21 protein-coding genes are annotated in these 17,035 nt (G+C 62.6%); 7 read left to right on the top strand and 14 right to left on the bottom strand.

The features are described from left to right. Nucleotides 1–243 precede the first annotated feature (243 nt). Nucleotides 244–519, top strand: coding sequence for a DUF1153 domain-containing protein (locus tag FJW10_RS07835; protein ID WP_006203587.1), 276 nt, complete (start codon nt 244–246; stop codon nt 517–519). 67 nt (nt 520–586) lie between these two features. On the opposite strand, the gene FJW10_RS07830 is transcribed toward FJW10_RS07835, so the two are convergent. Next, nucleotides 587–1,513 (bottom strand): NADP-dependent oxidoreductase, encoded by a 927-nt coding sequence (locus FJW10_RS07830; RefSeq protein ID WP_140899605.1) that lies wholly within the window; start codon nt 1,511–1,513, stop codon nt 587–589. Nucleotides 1,514–1,604: 91 nt separating this feature from the next. Between FJW10_RS07830 and FJW10_RS07825 the strand changes: the two genes are divergently transcribed. Beyond that, nucleotides 1,605–2,006: a helix-turn-helix domain-containing protein gene (locus FJW10_RS07825; protein WP_140827714.1), complete on the top strand. Its 402-nt coding sequence runs from the start codon at nt 1,605–1,607 to the stop codon at nt 2,004–2,006. Nucleotides 2,007–2,089: 83 nt separating this feature from the next. Here the strand turns inward: FJW10_RS07825 and FJW10_RS07820 are convergent, their stop codons facing one another. Continuing rightward, entirely contained in the window at nt 2,090–2,467 is a 378-nt protein-coding gene (locus tag FJW10_RS07820; RefSeq protein ID WP_140645772.1) for a flagellar export protein FliJ, read from the bottom strand. Nucleotides 2,468–2,915: 448 nt separating this feature from the next. Between FJW10_RS07820 and ctrA the strand changes: the two genes are divergently transcribed. Continuing rightward, nucleotides 2,916–3,611 (top strand): cell cycle two-component system response regulator CtrA, encoded by a 696-nt coding sequence (gene ctrA / locus FJW10_RS07815; protein WP_006203583.1) that lies wholly within the window; start codon nt 2,916–2,918, stop codon nt 3,609–3,611. A 70-nt stretch (nt 3,612–3,681) separates the two neighbouring features. Here ctrA and FJW10_RS07810 read toward each other — a convergent pair whose 3' ends face one another. After that, a complete protein-coding gene (locus tag FJW10_RS07810; RefSeq protein WP_140827716.1) occupies nt 3,682–4,050 on the bottom strand; it encodes a response regulator in 369 nt (122 codons plus the stop codon). A gap of 220 nt (nt 4,051–4,270) precedes the next feature. Continuing rightward, complete coding sequence (locus FJW10_RS07805; RefSeq protein WP_140827718.1) at nt 4,271–4,900, bottom strand: histidine phosphotransferase family protein; 630 nt, start codon at nt 4,898–4,900, stop codon at nt 4,271–4,273. A gap of 383 nt (nt 4,901–5,283) precedes the next feature. Here FJW10_RS07805 and FJW10_RS07800 point away from each other — a divergent pair, with 383 nt between their 5' ends. Both FJW10_RS07800 and FJW10_RS07795 read left to right on the top strand, forming a co-directional pair. Next, nucleotides 5,284–5,820: an EipA family protein gene (locus FJW10_RS07800; RefSeq protein WP_246674163.1), complete on the top strand. Its 537-nt coding sequence runs from the start codon at nt 5,284–5,286 to the stop codon at nt 5,818–5,820. Nucleotides 5,821–5,954: 134 nt separating this feature from the next. Further along, nucleotides 5,955–7,094 carry a hypothetical protein gene (locus FJW10_RS07795; RefSeq protein ID WP_140899604.1) on the top strand — a complete coding sequence of 380 codons (1,140 nt, stop codon included), beginning with the start codon at nt 5,955–5,957 and terminating at the stop codon, nt 7,092–7,094. A gap of 15 nt (nt 7,095–7,109) precedes the next feature. Here the strand turns inward: FJW10_RS07795 and FJW10_RS07790 are convergent, their stop codons facing one another. From FJW10_RS07790 to FJW10_RS07765, 6 genes are all read right to left on the bottom strand, one after another. Next, on the bottom strand, nt 7,110–7,925 hold the full coding sequence (locus FJW10_RS07790; protein WP_140899602.1) for an RNA methyltransferase: 816 nt from the start codon (nt 7,923–7,925) through the stop codon (nt 7,110–7,112). A gap of 55 nt (nt 7,926–7,980) precedes the next feature. Further along, nucleotides 7,981–8,319, bottom strand: a complete 339-nt coding sequence (locus FJW10_RS07785; RefSeq protein WP_140645679.1) for a metalloregulator ArsR/SmtB family transcription factor — start codon at nt 8,317–8,319, stop codon at nt 7,981–7,983. A gap of 158 nt (nt 8,320–8,477) precedes the next feature. After that, nucleotides 8,478–9,248: a HugZ family protein gene (locus FJW10_RS07780; RefSeq protein WP_140899600.1), complete on the bottom strand. Its 771-nt coding sequence runs from the start codon at nt 9,246–9,248 to the stop codon at nt 8,478–8,480. Nucleotides 9,249–9,284: 36 nt separating this feature from the next. Then, nucleotides 9,285–10,472 carry a CaiB/BaiF CoA-transferase family protein gene (locus FJW10_RS07775; RefSeq protein ID WP_140899598.1) on the bottom strand — a complete coding sequence of 396 codons (1,188 nt, stop codon included), beginning with the start codon at nt 10,470–10,472 and terminating at the stop codon, nt 9,285–9,287. A 6-nt stretch (nt 10,473–10,478) separates the two neighbouring features. Beyond that, entirely contained in the window at nt 10,479–11,240 is a 762-nt protein-coding gene (locus FJW10_RS07770; protein WP_140899596.1) for a 3-hydroxyacyl-CoA dehydrogenase, read from the bottom strand. 26 nt (nt 11,241–11,266) lie between these two features. Continuing rightward, entirely contained in the window at nt 11,267–11,872 is a 606-nt protein-coding gene (locus tag FJW10_RS07765; protein WP_140899594.1) for an N-acetyltransferase, read from the bottom strand. 307 nt (nt 11,873–12,179) lie between these two features. Here FJW10_RS07765 and FJW10_RS07760 point away from each other — a divergent pair, with 307 nt between their 5' ends. Next, nucleotides 12,180–13,166 (top strand): glutathione S-transferase family protein, encoded by a 987-nt coding sequence (locus tag FJW10_RS07760; protein ID WP_140899592.1) that lies wholly within the window; start codon nt 12,180–12,182, stop codon nt 13,164–13,166. Between the two features lie 21 nt (nt 13,167–13,187). Here the strand turns inward: FJW10_RS07760 and FJW10_RS07755 are convergent, their stop codons facing one another. Beyond that, on the bottom strand, nt 13,188–13,772 hold the full coding sequence (locus FJW10_RS07755; protein WP_140899590.1) for an ABZJ_00895 family protein: 585 nt from the start codon (nt 13,770–13,772) through the stop codon (nt 13,188–13,190). Then, nucleotides 13,741–14,244: an NUDIX domain-containing protein gene (locus tag FJW10_RS07750; RefSeq protein ID WP_140899588.1), complete on the bottom strand. Its 504-nt coding sequence runs from the start codon at nt 14,242–14,244 to the stop codon at nt 13,741–13,743. The genes FJW10_RS07755 and FJW10_RS07750 overlap by 32 nt, the downstream gene beginning before the upstream one ends. A 170-nt stretch (nt 14,245–14,414) precedes the next feature. Here FJW10_RS07750 and FJW10_RS07745 point away from each other — a divergent pair, with 170 nt between their 5' ends. After that, on the top strand, nt 14,415–15,350 hold the full coding sequence (locus tag FJW10_RS07745; RefSeq protein WP_140899586.1) for a metallophosphoesterase: 936 nt from the start codon (nt 14,415–14,417) through the stop codon (nt 15,348–15,350). On the opposite strand, the gene FJW10_RS07740 is transcribed toward FJW10_RS07745, so the two are convergent. Beyond that, entirely contained in the window at nt 15,340–15,960 is a 621-nt protein-coding gene (locus FJW10_RS07740; RefSeq protein ID WP_140899584.1) for a hypothetical protein, read from the bottom strand. The genes FJW10_RS07745 and FJW10_RS07740 overlap by 11 nt on opposite strands. Nucleotides 15,961–16,095: 135 nt before the next feature. Further along, entirely contained in the window at nt 16,096–16,899 is an 804-nt protein-coding gene (locus tag FJW10_RS07735; protein ID WP_140899751.1) for an alpha/beta fold hydrolase, read from the bottom strand. Nucleotides 16,900–17,035: the final 136 nt, after the last annotated feature.

The following is a 17,035-nucleotide window of genomic DNA, read 5'->3' as shown; positions in this document are numbered from 1 at the left end:
CTGTGCGGCGCTCAATGCCAATGGCCGGAATATAGGTCAAGCGCCACGTGTGCGCCAGCTTGCGGCGCAAGACGAGTTTACCGGCAAATCAAGGGCTGGAGGCCGGTGTTTCAATTTCTAAACAAAATCCTAACCGGGCGTTCACGATCCTTACCTAGTGGTTAGGGTTCGCTTAGGCAATTTTTAAAGCTGTGGCGGTACTGTGGCGGGGATTGGGTCTTTGAGTTTTTAGTAGAGAGTACGATGACCGATCTGGTTAGACCTAGAGTCAAGTATGTTATCGGGCCTGACGGCAGCCCTCTTACGATCGCCGATCTGCCGCCGACGAACACCCGGCGCTGGGTTATCCGGCGCAAGGCGGAAGTGGTCGCCGCGGTACGCGGCGGCCTGCTCAGCCTTGAGGAAGCCTGCCAGCGCTATAAGCTCACAACCGAAGAATTTCTCTCCTGGCAGGCATCGATCGACGAATACGGCCTTGCCGGGCTGCGCACAACGCGGATCCAGCAATACCGCCACTAGGCCAGACGCTATTAAACGCAAAGGGCGCGAAACACCGCGCCCTTTCGCTTTTGAAGCGGCCTTCCACTCAAACAGTCAGCACGACCTTGCCGATGGGTCGGGTCGCAAGGAAGGCATGGGCGGCCGCCGCCTGATCGAGCGGGAAAGCCTTGGCCACGTGCGGCATCAGCTTTTTGGCGTCGACCAGCGTGGCGAGTTCGACAAGGCCCTCGCGATCGGGCACCACGGACATGCGCTCGACGCGGACACCGCGCGCCTTGGCCTTCGCCCTGGTGGCGTCGTGAACGTTGAGCAGCGATACCAGGACGCCACCATCGCGCACCACCTTCAGCGACTCATCGACATGGTCGCCGCCGATGGGGTCCAGCACAAGATCGACATTGTTGACCTGTTCGACGAAGTTGCCCTTGGTGTAGTCGACGACGTCGTCGGCGCCGAGCGAGCGGACGAAGTCGAGCTTGTCCGGGCTGGCTGTAGCGATGACATAAGCCCCGCGCGCCTTGGCGATCTGAACCGCCAGATGGCCGACGCCGCCGGCCCCGGCGTGAACCAGCACGCGTTGCCCAGCCTGCAGGCCGCCATGGCGCACGAGGCCTTGCCAGGCCGTCAGCCCGGCCAGCGGCAAGGCCGCAGCATGCGCATGGTCGATGGCGGCGGGCTTCGCGGCGATCTCGTCCGCCGGCGCCGCGGCGAGCTCGGCATAGGCTCCAGCCTGTTTGGGGAAACGCGGCATGCCGAACACCTCGTCGCCGACCTTGAAGGCGGTCACGCCGGGACCGAGCGCCGCGACGGTCCCCGAAATGTCCCAGCCCAGGATGAAAGGCGGTTCGCCAAGCAGCGGATAGAAACCGCCGCGCACGGCGCCGTCGACCGGGTTGGTGCCCGCCGCCTCGACGCGGACGAGCACTTCACCGGGCCTGGGCGCGGGGTCGGGCTGCTCGGCTACGAAAAGGACCTCGGGTCCGCCGACGGAAGTCTGGATAACGGCACGCATGAACGCCTCCTGTTCGAATGGATGTTCCGCTATCATTTGGATAGTAATATTCTATTGTCGAGTATGTACCTTTTCTATATATACCCACCTTATGGATAGTGAAGACAGATCGCCATTCGGCTACGACGCGTTCCGGCGCACCTGCCCGTCACATACGGTGCTGGAGATGCTGGCCAGCAAATGGGTTTATCTCACGGTCTGCGCGTTGCGGCGCGACCGGCTGCGCAATGGCGAGTTGGCGCGCAAGCTGGAAGGCATCACGCCCAAGATGCTGACGCAGACGCTGCGGGTGCTGGAGCGCGACGGCCTCGTGCGGCGCGAGGTGTTTGCGGTCATTCCGCCGCGCGTGGAGTATGAGCTGACGGAACTTGGCCAGAATCTGGCGGGGCTGCTCAGCCAGATACGCTCCTGGGCGGAAGAGCATGCGCCGGAAATCAAGGATGCCCGGGCCCGGGCATCGGCCGATCATGGCGAGACGGGCGCTGTGCCGTGAAGACGGCGAGGCCGATTTCAGCCGATTGCCGGTTCTGAAGATGCCGGAGATATCTCCGGCATGATTGCAAATATGCCAGGCGATCAGCCGATCATGGCGCTGCGACCGCCAATTTCGGTTTCGCGGATCTTGGTGTCTCGCGATTCCAGCATCTCCGCCTTGGACAGCTCCGCTTCAGCTTCGCCGAGTAATGATTCGGCGGTGCTTCGCTGCTGGGCGAGGTCGCTTTGCGAATTCCTGAGGTTGTCGCGGCGCAGGCGAGCCGCCTTGGCGAAGGTTGGGTAGGCGAAATGGTTGATGTCGGTGATACCGGCTTTTTTCTCTTCGGCGATGATCTGCGCTTCCAGCTCGACGGCCATGCGCTCGAACTCGGCGATCATCATGTCCAGCTGCAAGAGCTGGCGCCGCTTCTCGTTCACCTGAAACTGCTTCAGTCGAACGAGGTTTTCACGTGACTTCATGATTCGATACTCCGCAAACGCACACCTGCAATACCGCCCAGTCCGCCCGGAACGACCCAAGCGCCGCCCGTTTCCCCCGGCTTTCCCTGGGCTATGGGAAACAAAGCCCTAAAGATTTTTGCCGGCGGTAACCATTCGTTTACGGGCATTGTTAATCATACGGGCGAGGACTTAAGGCCGGGTAAAAATTCCGGCTGCGGCGGGAAGCCCGGGCCAGCGAGTCTCTGGAGTCACTTAGGCCGACTTATTAATGTGGTGCATTAGCGATTTTGGTGTGTGATTCGTTATTAGATTCAAGTGGGTGTAGAAAGGGGTTAAAAAATCTGGTATCGTGGATGACACGAAATTAGGATTTGTTAACCAGTCGGTGGCACCTTCTGTTCAGGCAATCACTGCTCCGGTCCCGGACGGGTCGTGACACGGTCCGGCAGCAGAAAAGGGGAATGAAATGCGTGTTCTGCTGATTGAAGATGACAGTGCAACCGCACAGAGCATCGAACTGATGCTGAAATCGGAAAGCTTCAACGTCTATACGACCGATCTCGGCGAAGAGGGTGTCGATCTCGGCAAGCTCTACGATTACGACATCATCCTTCTGGATCTCAATCTCCCCGACATGTCGGGCTATGAAGTCCTGCGCACGCTGCGCCTCTCCAAGGTCAAGACGCCGATCCTGATCCTCTCCGGCATGGCCGGTATCGAGGACAAGGTGCGCGGCCTGGGCTTCGGCGCCGACGACTATATGACCAAGCCCTTCCACAAGGACGAGTTGGTGGCGCGCATCCATGCGATCGTGCGCCGCTCCAAGGGCCATGCCCAGTCGGTCATCACCACCGGCGACCTGGTGGTCAATCTCGACGCCAAGACGGTCGAGGTCGGCGGCCAGCGCGTGCACCTGACCGGCAAGGAATACCAGATGCTGGAGCTGCTCTCGCTGCGCAAGGGCACCACGCTCACCAAGGAAATGTTCCTCAACCATCTCTATGGCGGCATGGACGAGCCGGAGTTGAAGATCATCGACGTCTTCATCTGCAAGCTGCGCAAGAAACTCGACGCTGCGTCCGGCGGCCAGAACTACATCGAGACGGTGTGGGGCCGCGGCTATGTGCTGCGCGAGCCGGAAGATATCCGCGTCAGCGCGTAAGCGATCCAAGTGATTCGAACGAAAAACCCGGCTCAGGCCGGGTTTTTTGTTTGAAAACGGTCTCGGCGAATCAGGCGGCTATCTTCAGGACGCGGAAGCTTTCGAGCAATTGCGCGCGATTGAAGGGTTTCAGGAGATAGCCCTGGGCGCCGGCGCGCTTGGCGCGCATGATCGCAGCCACATCGACTTCGACCAGCGAGACCAGGATCTGCGGCCGGACAGGGCTTTCGATGGCGCGGATGCGGCGAATGAGGTCGACCGCCTGGATGTCGGCAAGACCACCGTCGATGACGATGACATCGGGCATCTCTCCAGCGCAAATCTCGGCAGCCTCGACTCCGGTCGACGCCTCGACGACAATCATGTCCGTGCCGCCAAGAATGCGTTTTGCGACCTTCCTGATGACGCTCGAATCATCGACGAACAGGCAGCGCTTCATGTCCGGGTCCTCTTTGCCATCTGCCGAACCGGCAACCTCCGGCGACCGGAAAGCACCATAGGCCAATCTGGTAAAGAAGCCGAAAAGCCGTTAGGTAAAGTTTTTCCAAACGAGCGTCTCGCGCCGTTTGGCCCGCAGCGCGATTACATGCATCGCGGCTGGCATTGCTCAGCCTGCACTGCCAACACAAATATTAGCAGTAGAGATACTTCGGCTTTTCTTATGCAGCCTTCAGCACGATCTCCTCGGCGGTCGCGTGGATCGAGATCGTCATATTGGCCTCGCGCGCCAGAAGCAGCGTATAGTAAGGCTGGACCGAATGGGCATCGATCGGCTCCTCCGGCTTGTGGCCGGAATGCAGTTCGAGGAATTTCGGCGGCACGCGCAGCATCGGGCCACCAGCCGACAGCGAAAAACGCGGCTCGGTTTCGAGACTTTCCAGCGTGACCACCAGCTTGCCGCCGCGCGGTATGGCCGCGTTGGCGACGAGAATGAGGTTAAGCAGCAGCTTGACCTTGTTCTTGGGCAAGAGCGCTCGGGGCCCGTTCCACACCAGTTCCGGCTTTTCGTTCTTCAGGAAGGCGATGGCCACGGCCTCGGCATCGCCGGTGTCGATCATCATGCCGGCGGAACCCGCGGCGCCGAAGGCGATGCGGGCAAACTGCAATCGCGCCGAGGCGTTCTTGGCGCTCTGGCGAATGAGCTTCATGGCGTCTTCGTCGGCGCCGCCTTCGTCGAGCAGCTCAAGGCCGTTGTTGATCGCGCCCACCGGCGAAATGATGTCGTGGCAGACACGGCTGCAAAGCAGCGCCGCGAGATCTGGCGCGGAAAGGGTGAAAAGCTCGGCCATCGGCGAAATCCCTGCTTAAGTCATTTGTTCATGGCCGAGCGACCGTTTTCGCGCCTGCCCACACGAATCACGCTCTTTTCCAAGGCTTTCTGAATACACAGGGCCTGAGCGCGCATCAACAAATCCAAAATTGCCGACGGCGAAAATGATGTGTTTGCGGGGGGAAACCCGCCGCCGGGACGCAAGCGCAGCCTTCGAACCGCCATCTTCGTGTGGGAGCTTAATGGTTGAAAAAGGATTACGGCATAGTTTGCCCGTGATAGCCACTCCGAACGGCCGGCAAGAGCCGCAGGGGTGCGAGGCGTCGGCGAAAGTGCTCCCTGACGGAGATTGGAAGCATGTTTTCCCGATACTACGACCGGACGTTCGTCCGTGTCCTCGCCATGACCATCACGCTCCTGGGGGCTCTTGTCTTTTCGACCGCTGCGTCACGGGCTCAACAATACACCGCTCAGGAGATCGTCGATTCCGGTCATAAATTCTTCGGCGAGACGTCCGGCGGCCTGGCCACCGTCGTCGAGAAGATCTTTGCCTCCTACGGCCTGCCCAACGGCTACCTGCTGGGCGAGGAAGGATCCGGCGCCCTGATCGGCGGCCTGACCTATGGCGAGGGGACACTCTACACCAAGAACGCCGGCGACCATAAGGTGTTCTGGCAAGGTCCGTCGCTCGGCTGGGATTTCGGCGGCGAGGGATCGCGGGTGATGATGCTGGTCTACAACCTCGACGACATCAGCAGCCTCTATAACCGCTTCGGCGGCGTTGCCGGCTCCGCCTATGTCATTGCGGGCGTCGGCTTCAACGTATTGCAGAGCAACCGAGTGCTGATTGTGCCGATCCGCACCGGCGTAGGTGCCCGTCTCGGGGTCAATCTCGGCTATCTGAAGCTCACCGAAAGGCCGACCTGGAACCCGTTCTGATCGGATTGCGCTCGCTACAATCGCTCGGACAGTGGTGATCGCGCCGCGGCAAACTCTTGCCGCGGCGTTGAATTTCCGCCATGCCAAGGTAGCACAATCCAGCGATTGCCGCTCCGTAAAGTGGATAGCACGCCTTGGTCCAGTCGGTTCTGTTCTTCGTACTCGGTTTCCTTTGCGCCGTTTTTCTGGTGTCGCTGGTCGCGCCGGCGGTCTGGCGGCGGGCCGTCGTCCTGACGCGCAGGCGCCTCGAGGCTTCGCTGCCGCTGACGCCAGCCGAAATCCAGGCGGACAAGGATCGGGTCCGGGCGGAATATGCCATGACGACGCGCCGGCTGGAGATAACCGTCAAGAACCTTCAGGAGAAGGCGGCCGAGCAACTGGTGGAGATCGGCCGCGGGCGCGAGGCCCTGAAGGAACTGGCGGTCGAAAAGAAGGACAAGAACCAGGCGCTCTCCGATCTGCAGGCAAAGAATGCGGAGCTCAGGCAGCGCGAGGAGGATCTGCACCGGTTGTCGGAAAAGCACGTACAGACGGAGCGGGCGCTGGAAAAACGCGCGCTGGAGGTGCAGAAGCTCGAGCAGATGTATGACGACGCCAGCTTCTCGTCCTCGAACCGCCAGATCGAACTGGTTGCCCGCGAATCGGAGCTGGAAAAGCTCGCCAGCGACATTGCGTTGCTCAAGGGCCAGCGCAAGGAGGCGGACCGGCGCAATCAGGAGGTCGCGTCGGAAAGCAAGGCCGCGCGCGAAGCGTTGAAGGCGGAGAAGAAGAAAACGGCCGAGCTCGACAAGAAGGTCGAGCGGCTGCTTGCCACGCTTGCCGACCGCGAGGAAAAGCTCGACCGGCGCGAGAAGGATATCGCTCAAATGCGTGAACGTTCGAAGGAGAACGCCGCGAACGGCGTCGCGCAGCTGGCTGCCGGCACGGATACGAAAGGCGACAATGTCGACAAGGCGATCGCCAGGCTCGAGGGCGACCGGGAACGGCTGGAGGCGAGGCTGACGGCGCTGGCGCGCGAGAACAAGCGGCTGAAAACCGATCTTGCAGCCTCCGGGACGGCGATGCCCGAAGCGGCGGGCGATGCGCGCTCGGGCGCCGGCCTTCGCGAACAAATGAACGAGCTGGCCGCCGAGGTGGTCAATCTGACGATGAAGCTGGACGGGCCGGACTCGCCTATCGCCAAGGCGCTGGCGGGCGAGGGGCAGCAAAATGGGCGCGGCGTCAGCCTGGCCGACCGTGTGAGGGCTTTGCAGAAGGCCGGCTCGGCCAACTGAACGACACGACCGCCGTTATTCAGCCAATGCGTCGCCGGCTTTCGAAAAGCGATGCAGGGCTATTGCCGACGCGGCGGCGACGTTCAGGCTGTCGAAACCTTCCGCCATTGCGATCCTCACCGTTTGCAGCCGGGCAAGCAGATCCCGGGGCAGGCCTTCGCCTTCGGTGCCGAGATAGAGCGCCAGGCGCGCCGAGCGTTCCGCGGCGCGGATGTCGATGTTTCCGCGTGGCGAGAGCGCGAACTGGCTGAAGCCGAGCCGATCGAGCGTCGCGGTGAAGGTTCCGATATCGCCGAAGGTGGCGAAGGGAACCTTCAGCGCCGCGCCGACTGAAACACGGATTGCCTTGCGGTAGAGCGGATCGCAGCACGTCTGGTCGAGCAGCACCGCGCCCGCGCCGAAGGCGGCCGCATTGCGGAAGATCGCCCCCATATTGTCGTGATTGGATATGCCGACCAGGACGACGGCCAATGCGCGCCGGGGCAAGGTTTCCACCAGAATCTCGGCGGGCGCCGGATCGCCACGCATGCCGATCGCCAGGATGCCGCGATGCATGTGGAAGCCGGCGATCCGGTCCATGACCGCACCCGCGGCGACATAGACCGGAAACTCGGGAGGTGCCTTGCGCAAGATCTCCTGCACGCCCGCCAGTCTGTTTTCGAGGATGAGGGCCGATTCGGCGGCGAAGCGCCCGGTCGACAGCAGGAGGTCCAGCACCACCTTGCCTTCGGCGATGAAGCGGCCATGCCGGCCGACGAGATCGCGCTCGCGGATGTCGAGATAGGCGGCGACGCGCGGATCCCGAGGATCGTCGATGGGAATGAGGTTCATGCAAATCTCGCCGGCAAAAAATGCCAGCGAGGTAAGGAGCTTTGGATGGTGCGGGTCAAGCCCCGGCGCGGCGCAGCCGATAGGCCATCTGGGAGAGGTCGCCGTCGCCGAAAATGCCTTCCAGCATGCGCAGCAATTCGCGCACCGCCTCGGATTTGCAGGAATAGTAAATCATCTGGCGGTCGCGCCGGGTTTCGACGAGATCGAGCGCCCTCAGCTTGGCGAGATGCTGCGACAGCGCGGATTGGCTGAGTTGCACCTTCTCGGCGATGGCGCCGACCGACATTTCATCGTCGATCAGATGGGCCACGATGAGCAAGCGCTTTTCGTTGCCCATGAGGGTGAGAAACGCGGCCGCCGATTCCGCATTGGCGATTAGCTTATTTGAGATCATGGATCCCCCAAGGGTCTTGGCTCATCCAGGCGCCAGGGGGCAATGGTGCCTGATTCCAGGATGTTCAGATGTCGATGGGCGCTGCTGAATCAGCGTCACTACAAGGGTAGATCATTTCGTCTAAATCTCAAGCGTTGCTTTCGCCGGCTCGCGATCAACTACCGCTCTTGCTCCGCGGCGCGTGCCGCCTTTGCCATCTCGACAAGCGCCGAACGCAATTCGCGCGCGCTTTGCAGAGACTGGGGAAAGAAAATCCTGCAGATCGCATCGGCGGCGGCGAGATCCATGCCATCGGGGTCGAAACCGGTGGCGATCCAGCCGTCGCCTTCGGCGCGGCCGAAATGACGGGCATAAAGGGCAAGTGCGTCGCGATGGTCGGCATTCATGTGGTCGAGCGCCGCCTGTTCGCTGCCGGCGAACTCCTCGACAAGGGTGCCGCCGGTGATGAGATCATCACGGTCGAGGAGAAAGGCCCTGCCGAAGCCGCCGTTCAGGCTGGCGCGCTCGGGCTCGAGCCGGAAGAACGAGAAGTCGCCGAGCCCGGCATAGAGCCTCGCCTTCGGATTGCGGTTGAGGTAGCGCCGCTCGGCGCGGATCTGATCGGCCGATCCCCGCTCCAGCCGCAGGGCCCGGCATGCCAAGCTGATGCGCGGATGCGCCAGCGGATCGCCCTTGCCGGGTTCGCCAAGCAGCAGCGAACAGCGCGGATCGGCGAGCAACGCACCGGTATGCGCAGACAGCATCGAGATCAGGATCAGCGGCGCGCCGTCGATGTCGGTGGCGACGCCAACCCTGCTTGCCAGCGGCGCGCCGGTGCCAGGCTCGATCGCCGCGAGCGCGCCGAAACGTGCCGCGCGGATCAGGGTTTTCGCCAGCCTGATCGCCTCTGCGTCGGTCTCGCGGATGACGTCCTTCTTCGGTTCGGTCACAAGCGCACCCGAGATAAGCTGATTTTCGTTCTCCGGTTATCGACCGAACACGCCCGCCTTTGCAAGCGCTCCGATCTCCTCTTCGCTCAAACCGAAACGGGTCAATATGCCCGAGGGCTCGCGATCGGCGACGGCCGGAGTTGCGGCAGGCGCTTGTGCGCCTTGCGAGAAACGCGGCGCCGGCGCCGGGCGGTCGAGTTCGCCGGACTTCACGAAGCTTTGCCTGGCGCGATTGTGCGGATGGTTCCTGGCTTCGACCAGGGACAGCACGGGCGCCACGCAGGCATCCGTCGCGGCGAAAAGCTCGGCCCATTCGTCGCGCGTCTTTGCCTTGATCCGGCCGGCAATGGCGGCGCGCATCGCGGGCCATGACGACTTGTCGTACTGACTGCCGACAAAATGCCCGTCGAGCGGCAGCAGCCTGGCGAATTCGTCGAAGAAGCGCGGTTCGAGACAGCCGACGGCAACGTGCCTTGCGTCCGCCGTCTCATAGGTATCGTAGAAAGGCGCCCCGGAATCGAGCAGGTTCTCGCCGCGCCTGTCGCTCCACAGATCCGCCGCCATATAGGCGTGGATGGGCGCGGCAAGCATCGAGGCTCCCTCGATCATCGAGGCATCGACTACCTGGCCCTTTCCGCTGCGCGAGCGCTGGAAAAGAGCGGCGAGCACGCCCGCGATCAGCATCATGGCGCCGCCGCCTTGATCCGCAACGAGGTTGAGCGGCGGCACCGGCGGCGCGTCCTGCCTGCCGACCGCATGCAGAAGGCCCGCATAGGCGAGATAGGTGATGTCGTGCCCGGCTTTGCCGGACAGCGGCCCGTCCTGGCCGAAGCCGGTCAGGCGACCATAGATCAGCGCCGGATTGCGCTGGAGAACGACATCCGGCCCCAGCCCGAGCCGCTCCATCACGCCGGGGCGGAAGCCTTCGACGAGCAAGTCGGCCTGTGCCGCAAGGCACAGCAGCAGCTCCGCGCCCGCCGGGCGCTTGAGGTCGAGCTTGAGGATGGAACGGCCGTGGCGGTCGAGATCGTATTCTTGCGGTAGGCTCAGGAGCGGCTGGCCAGCGTCGGCGCGTTCGATGCGCAGCACCTCCGCGCCCATCTCGGACAGCATCAGGGCGGCAAGCGGCACCGGACCGAGCCCGGCCATCTCGATCACTTTCAGGCCAGCGAGCGGGCCGGTCTTTCCGGCGGCGGCACCGGCGCCTGTCGGCGAGCCATTCATCCCCGCTTATTTCGGCGCCATGCGGATGGCGCCGTCGAGGCGGATGGTCTCGCCGTTCAGCATCTGGTTCTCGACGATGTGGAGGGCGAGCGACGCATATTCCGACGGCTCGCCCAGCCGCGGCGGGAAGGGCACGGAAGCGCCGAGCGAATCCTGCACTTCCTGCGGCATGCCTGCCATCATCGGCGTCTTGAAGATACCGGGCGCAATGGTGCAGACGCGAATGCCGAAGCGGGCGAGATCGCGCGCCACAGGCAGCGTCATGCCGACGACACCGCCCTTGGAAGCCGCGTAGGCGGCCTGGCCGATCTGGCCGTCATAGGCGGCGACGGAGGCGGTGTTGACGACGACGCCGCGCTCGCCGCCGGCGAGCGGATCGAGTTTCGCCGCCCGGTCGGCGACGAGACGGATCATGTTGAAGGTGCCAATCAGGTTGATCTCGATCACCTTGCGGTACTGGTCGAGCGGATGCGGTCCGTCCTTGCCGATCGTCTTCACGCCGATGGCGATGCCGGCGCAATTGACCAGGATGCGCGGCGGCCCAAGCTTTTCAACCACTTCGGCGATCGCGGCGGCGGCGCTGTCGCCGCTGCCGACATCGCATTGGACAGCAATGCCGCCGATGTCGGCCGCGACTTTCGCTGCGCGCTCGATGCCCACGTCGAGGATGGCGACACGGGCGTCCTTGGCCGCCAACGCGCGCGCCGTCGCCTCGCCAAGGCCCGATCCGCCGCCGGTGACGATCGCGATCTGGCCGTTCGGGTTCATGCAAGCCTCCCAGGATTCGAATTATGCTACGAGGCGCGCAAGGGAGGCGCAACCGCCATAGCCGGATCGATCGACGACTGCGCCGTGGCAGCCGACCGCGCCAAGGCCGGCGCAAGTTCGGCAACCCTCGCCGTATTGGCGTGACAGACATCGCCGGCAAAGCGAGCGACGGCTCCGGGCTTGATTTCGTGATGCAGCAGGCGGTCGAGATCGACCGGGCGCGGCATGGTGATCTGCCCGCGCGGAAAGCGCTTGAAGCCCAGCGGCCCATAATATGGCTCGTCGCCGACCAGGATCACGGCCGGTGCGCCGGCTTTCCTGGCCGCCTCCAGCGCGATCGCGACCAGCTTGCGGCCGATGCCGAGATTCTTGTAGGCGGGGCGCACCGCAAGCGGGCCGAGCATCATGGCGCGTCCGGCGCCAGCTGCCACGCGCGTCATGCGCACCGAAGCGATGATCGTACCGCCCTTGACAGCGACGAAAGACATCGAGCGGTCATGTCCTCCCGACTCGCGGATCTTGTAGGCGGCAAGCACGAAACGACCCGGGCCGAAGGCCTCGTCGTTGATGGCTTCGATTTCAGGATCATGCGCCGGGGTTTCCGGCAGGTATTTCACGTCGGCAAGGCTCATGGTCTTTGCGTTCCGGTATGCGAGGAAGGTTTGCTGCAAGCGGCAGCGTTCGCCAATCAGCGCTTCTTAAGCGCGGGCGCCCTTTCGTCGTCGGTCGAACCGGATCGAGGCAAAGTCGAACATGGGCGCTTCCGCTAGCACCAATTTCGTGTCGCTGCAATCGGTGCTTTCCGGCTTTCTTTGCCTCGCGTGGCGAACTTGTCCGTCTCCGACCGTTTCGTCATTTGACGAACTGTTCAGCGCCCGAGGGCTTCGCCGGCCCGGTCATCAACCTAGATAATGTCCAACCGCAAGGGAGATTTTTCGCATGGGATTGCTGATCGAAGGCAAATGGCGGGACCGCGCGCCGAACACCGACAGCGGTGGGCGGTTCGTGCGGACGGAGTCGCAATGGCGCGACTGGATCACGCGCGATGGCAGGCCGGCCGAAGGGCGCGCACGCGGCTTCAAGGCGGAACCCGGCCGCTATCACCTCTATGTCTCGCTCGCCTGCCCATGGGCACACCGCACACTGATCTTCCGTGCTTTGAAGAAGCTGGAGGTCATCATCTCGGTCTCGGTGGTGCACCATTTCATGGGCGAAAGCGGCTGGACCTTCAAAGCCGAGGACGGCGCCACCGGGGACACGCTCTACGGCCTCGATTTCCTGCACCAGATCTATGCCAAGGCCGATCCGGCCTATTCAGGCCGCGTGACGGTGCCGGTGCTGTGGGACAAAAGGCAGGAGACCATCGTCAACAACGAGTCCTCCGAGATCATCCGCATGCTCAATTCCGCCTTCGACGAATGGGGCGATGCCGGCCTCGACTTCTATCCGGCGTCGCTGCGGGCGGAGATCGACAAGATCAACGCGCTGGTCTATCCGGCGATCAACAACGGCGTCTATCGCGCCGGCTTCGCCACCGCGCAGAAAGCCTATGAGGAAGCGTTCGGCGAATTGTTCTCGGCGCTCGATATGATCGAGGAGCGGCTTTCGAACCAGCGCTATCTGGCCGGCGAACGCATCACCGAGGCCGATTGGCGGCTGTTCACGACGCTGGTTCGTTTCGATCCGGTCTATGTCGGCCACTTCAAATGCAACCTGCGCCGCATCGCCGACTATCCGAACCTGTCGAACTATCTGCGCGATCTCTATCAGGTGCCCGGCGTTGCGGGCACGGTCAACCTGCATCACATCAAGGCGCATTATTACGGCAGCCACAGATCGATCAATCCGACGGGAATCGTTCCGGCAGGGCCTGAGCTTGATTATGCCGCGCCGCATGACCGGGGCAGGTTCAGGAAGGCGGCTTGAAATCCATCGACCGCGAGCAGGTTATTGAAAGGGCTCCGCATCGAGTTGAGCCCGTCTGCCGCGGTTGGCCTTCAAAAACCTTTTGCCGAACCGTTTGTTGAAGCCGATGGCGTTGATGCAAAAACCAAACGGCGCAAGTATTGCCAGAACCATTACCCAGGCTCCGACGGAGACGTGTTCCAAGCTCATCGGCGCGATGCCTACCGCCATTGAAAACAGCAGGCAAACCATTGAAAACAGCAGCGATGCGGCTGTCGAAAATATGACTATTTTCCAGTACTCGTTTCGCTTAAAAAGCCTTCCGTGTCGTTTTATGAATGCCCAGTAAGAGAAAGAGGTGGATGCGAATACTATGGCTAGATTAACGGGTGTTGCCGTGGCTGACTCCATGGATGGAACCATATACACAAAGGCGATCCATGCGAGATACAATACGATTGTAATAGTAATGTAAATTCCGACGTAGCGCCAAATATTCACCGTTTCCATGTTGTCTATGAGCATCATATTTCCCCGCGTTCCAGAAATGATAGAGTCTTGAATTTCAAACGCAAGAAAAATCGCCGTGATCAAGTCACCAGTAGTGGGATGGTAATTCGGCTCCAAGAGTTTCAGCGATCCGTCGAAGTGTCGCCGGCGTCGTATTTTCCGGCAAACGATCGAGCGGAAAGAAACCCGCCTCAGCGATCTCATGGTCACGCAGTTTCGGTGCCGTCTGGCTGAAGGCTTCGATCAGATAAAGGCCGACATGGTCGCGCTTGCTGGAGCGGCGGTTGAAATGCATCGACTTCAGCACCGGCGGCGCGGTCAGAGCGATGTTGCCTTCCTCGGCCAGTTCGCGCGCCAGCGCTTCCTCGAGGGTCTCGCCGATCTCGACGCCGCCGCCCGGCAATTGCCAACCGGGAACATAGGTGTGGCGGATCAGGAAGACGGAGTTGGAGGCGCGGTCATAAACCAGCCCTCGCACGCCAAGCGTCATCGGGCGGCGCAACAGGAAGTAAAAATGGAACAGCCGTGCCCGCAACCCCGGCCAGCCGGTCTGGCGGAATGCCTCTTCCGAATCCGTTCGGCGATTCATCCAACGATCCCCAAGCAGATGTTCGTGGGTTGCCCCACGAACATCTGCTTGACCTTCCTTGTTTTTCGCAGGTTCTGACCGCAAAACCGTGGGACACTTTTGCGGAACCTGCTTGGGCGAACAGCAAACGGTGAGTGGAAAGCCTCGTCAGCGTCGCTTAAGAAGGGGCCATGTTCAGGCTCGCGCATATTTCCGATGCTCATCTGGGACCGCTGCCCGATGTAACCTATCGCGACCTCGCGTCCAAGCGCGTGCTGGGCTATGTCAACTGGCAGCGCAACCGCCGCCGCCATATGCATGACGCGGTGATCGACACCATCGTCGCCGACATCAAGGCGAACGCGCCCGACCATCTTGCCGTCACCGGCGATCTCGTCAACCTGGCGCTCGACGGCGAGATCGAGATGGCCAAGCACTGGCTGGAGACGCTCGGATCGCCGCATGACGTCTCCGTAGTCCCTGGCAATCACGACGCCTATGTGCCGGGCGCCTTCGACAAGGTCTGCCGGGCGTGGGCTCCGTGGATGACGGGCGACGGCGTCAACAGTCCGGTCGACCGCAATTCCTTTCCGTACCTGCGCGTGCGCGGCAATGTCGCGCTGATGGGCGTCACCACGGCGCGCGCCACCGCGCCCTTCATGGCCAACGGCTTCTTCATGGAGGGCCAGGCCGAGCGGCTCGGCAAGATTCTCGACGACGCGGCACAACAAGGGCTGTTCCGCGCCATCATGATCCACCACCCGCCGGTGCGCGGCGCCGTACCGCAGCATAAGCGGCTGTTCGGCATCGCTCGCTTTCACAAGGTCATTCGCCGGCATGGCGCGGAACTCGTCCTGCACGGCCATTCGCATCTGCCGTCGCTGTTCACCATCGGTGCACGTGGCGCCAAGGTACCCGTGGTCGGGGTCGCCGCCGCGGGCCAGGCACCGGGCGGCAAGCATCCGGCCGCTCAGTACAATCTGTTCGAAATCGACGGCGAAAAGGGTGACTGGCGTCTTCGCCTGATCCGGCGCGGCCTGACGGGGCCGGCGCTGCCGCCTTCGGATCTGCAAACGATGGATCTCGACGTGCCGGTGGTGAAGGACCGTGAACTCGTCAGAAGCTGATCTTCATCTGCACGATGCGATCCCAGAACAACGCCAGCGAAAACGCCAGGCCGACAAGGGCGCCGGCGGCGATCAGACCGAGGCCGGCGAAGAAGGTCGTCCAGCCATTGCCGCGGCGGGTTTCGGACCGGATCGGCGGCTCCGCTTCCTTGACCATGGGGCGATGCAGGCCCGGAACGGCGCTCTCCATGCTCCCTTCCATCATGCGCTGCCGCTCGACGACACGTTCCGCCACGTAGCGCGTCACCGCATCGGCGACGGCTTTCAGCTCGGTCGATTCGGCCAGCACCACGCGGCCGACGCGCGTATCCTTGAGGAATCGATAGGTGCGGCGGTCGCGTCCCATGGCGACGTGGCTCACCGCGTCGATCCATAGCCGCGGCTGCAGGCCGGACGAGACGGCGAAGTCGAAGCTGTCCATGTCGGCCGGAACATCGGCAAAGACCGGGGCGAGCTCGGTTGCCAGAAGATCGAGGCGCATGCGGTGCGCATCGCGCATCTCCACGATCACATCGTCGCGGTCGGCGAAGGCGTTCTTGACGTCGCGTACCGCGTCGGCAAGCTTCCGCGACGGCTCGATCGGGGTGACTTTGTCGCCTGTATCCTTCATGGCGGCTGCCTCGCTGTTGGTTAACAGCGAGTTAACACAATCGCAGGCAAAATGCACTGGCGACGACGAGTCGTGCGACTGCTGCGGTCCGGCCGAGGCGGGTTACGGATATTTTCGAGGTCGGTCCGGGAGAGGTCAGCTCGCCGCCGCGCCCAGAGGCGGACGCAACCGTCTGCCGTGCCGGCGCGTGTTGCGACGCACGATTTCGGCAATCAGGTCTGGAGCCTCCTCGACCAGCATATGACCCGCGTCAAGGACATGGTGCAGGTAGAAATGCGACGGCAGCGCCTCGGCCTGCTCGACCGGCAGCAGCGGATCCTCCGCTCCCCAAACAACCATCACCGGCATGTCAAGCGTATCCAGCTGCGCGCGGGGGATCACTCCTTGCCGGTCATCCCTTGTCATCGCGGCCGCCATATCGATCAGGGTCTGCAACTGGCCTGGCCGGGTGCGCATCCGGTACAACGCATCCACCACGTGGTCGGGCGGCGCGCTGCGCGGACCCGACATGGCCGCAAGGCTGGCGCGGACCTGCTTCCTGCTGGCCGCAGCGGCATAGCGGCGCAGCAAGGCTGCGTTGATCTCCGGGCCGAAGCCGCCGGGCGCCAACATAGTGAGCGAGGCCACCCTGTCGGGGTCGGCAAACGCCATCAGTGTCGCGATCGCGCCGCCCATGGAGTGGCCGACGAGATGGACCTTGCCCAACCGGCGCGCGGCAAGATCGGCCAGGACGGCCTGCGCGGCCGGCTTGGCGCCGCCCATGCCTTCGCATTCCAGGGACTGCCCATGGCCCGGCAGATCATAGGCCAGCACTCTCGCCTCCGCCGCCAGCGATGCCATGACGTCACGCCAAATCTCACGGCAAGCTCCGAAGCCGTGCAGAAAGACGATCGTCTTCGGACCAGCGCCGCCCTCGATGGCATTAGGGAATGGAAGCATGAAAATGGAACGGTGAAGAAGACAGGCAGCAATTTCAAATTGTGGCTGAATTGCTCCCGATCCAGGCCCGTGGCCAGTAAAATTTTCGCGACCGCAGCGCCCGTCAGGTGCTGGACGCGCAAGCATGTCCTAATAC

Origin of the sequence: Mesorhizobium sp. B4-1-1, assembly GCF_006439375.1 — a bacterium.
Lineage (GTDB): Bacteria > Pseudomonadota > Alphaproteobacteria > Rhizobiales > Rhizobiaceae > Mesorhizobium.
This window is presented reverse-complemented; position numbering and strand designations above follow the sequence as displayed.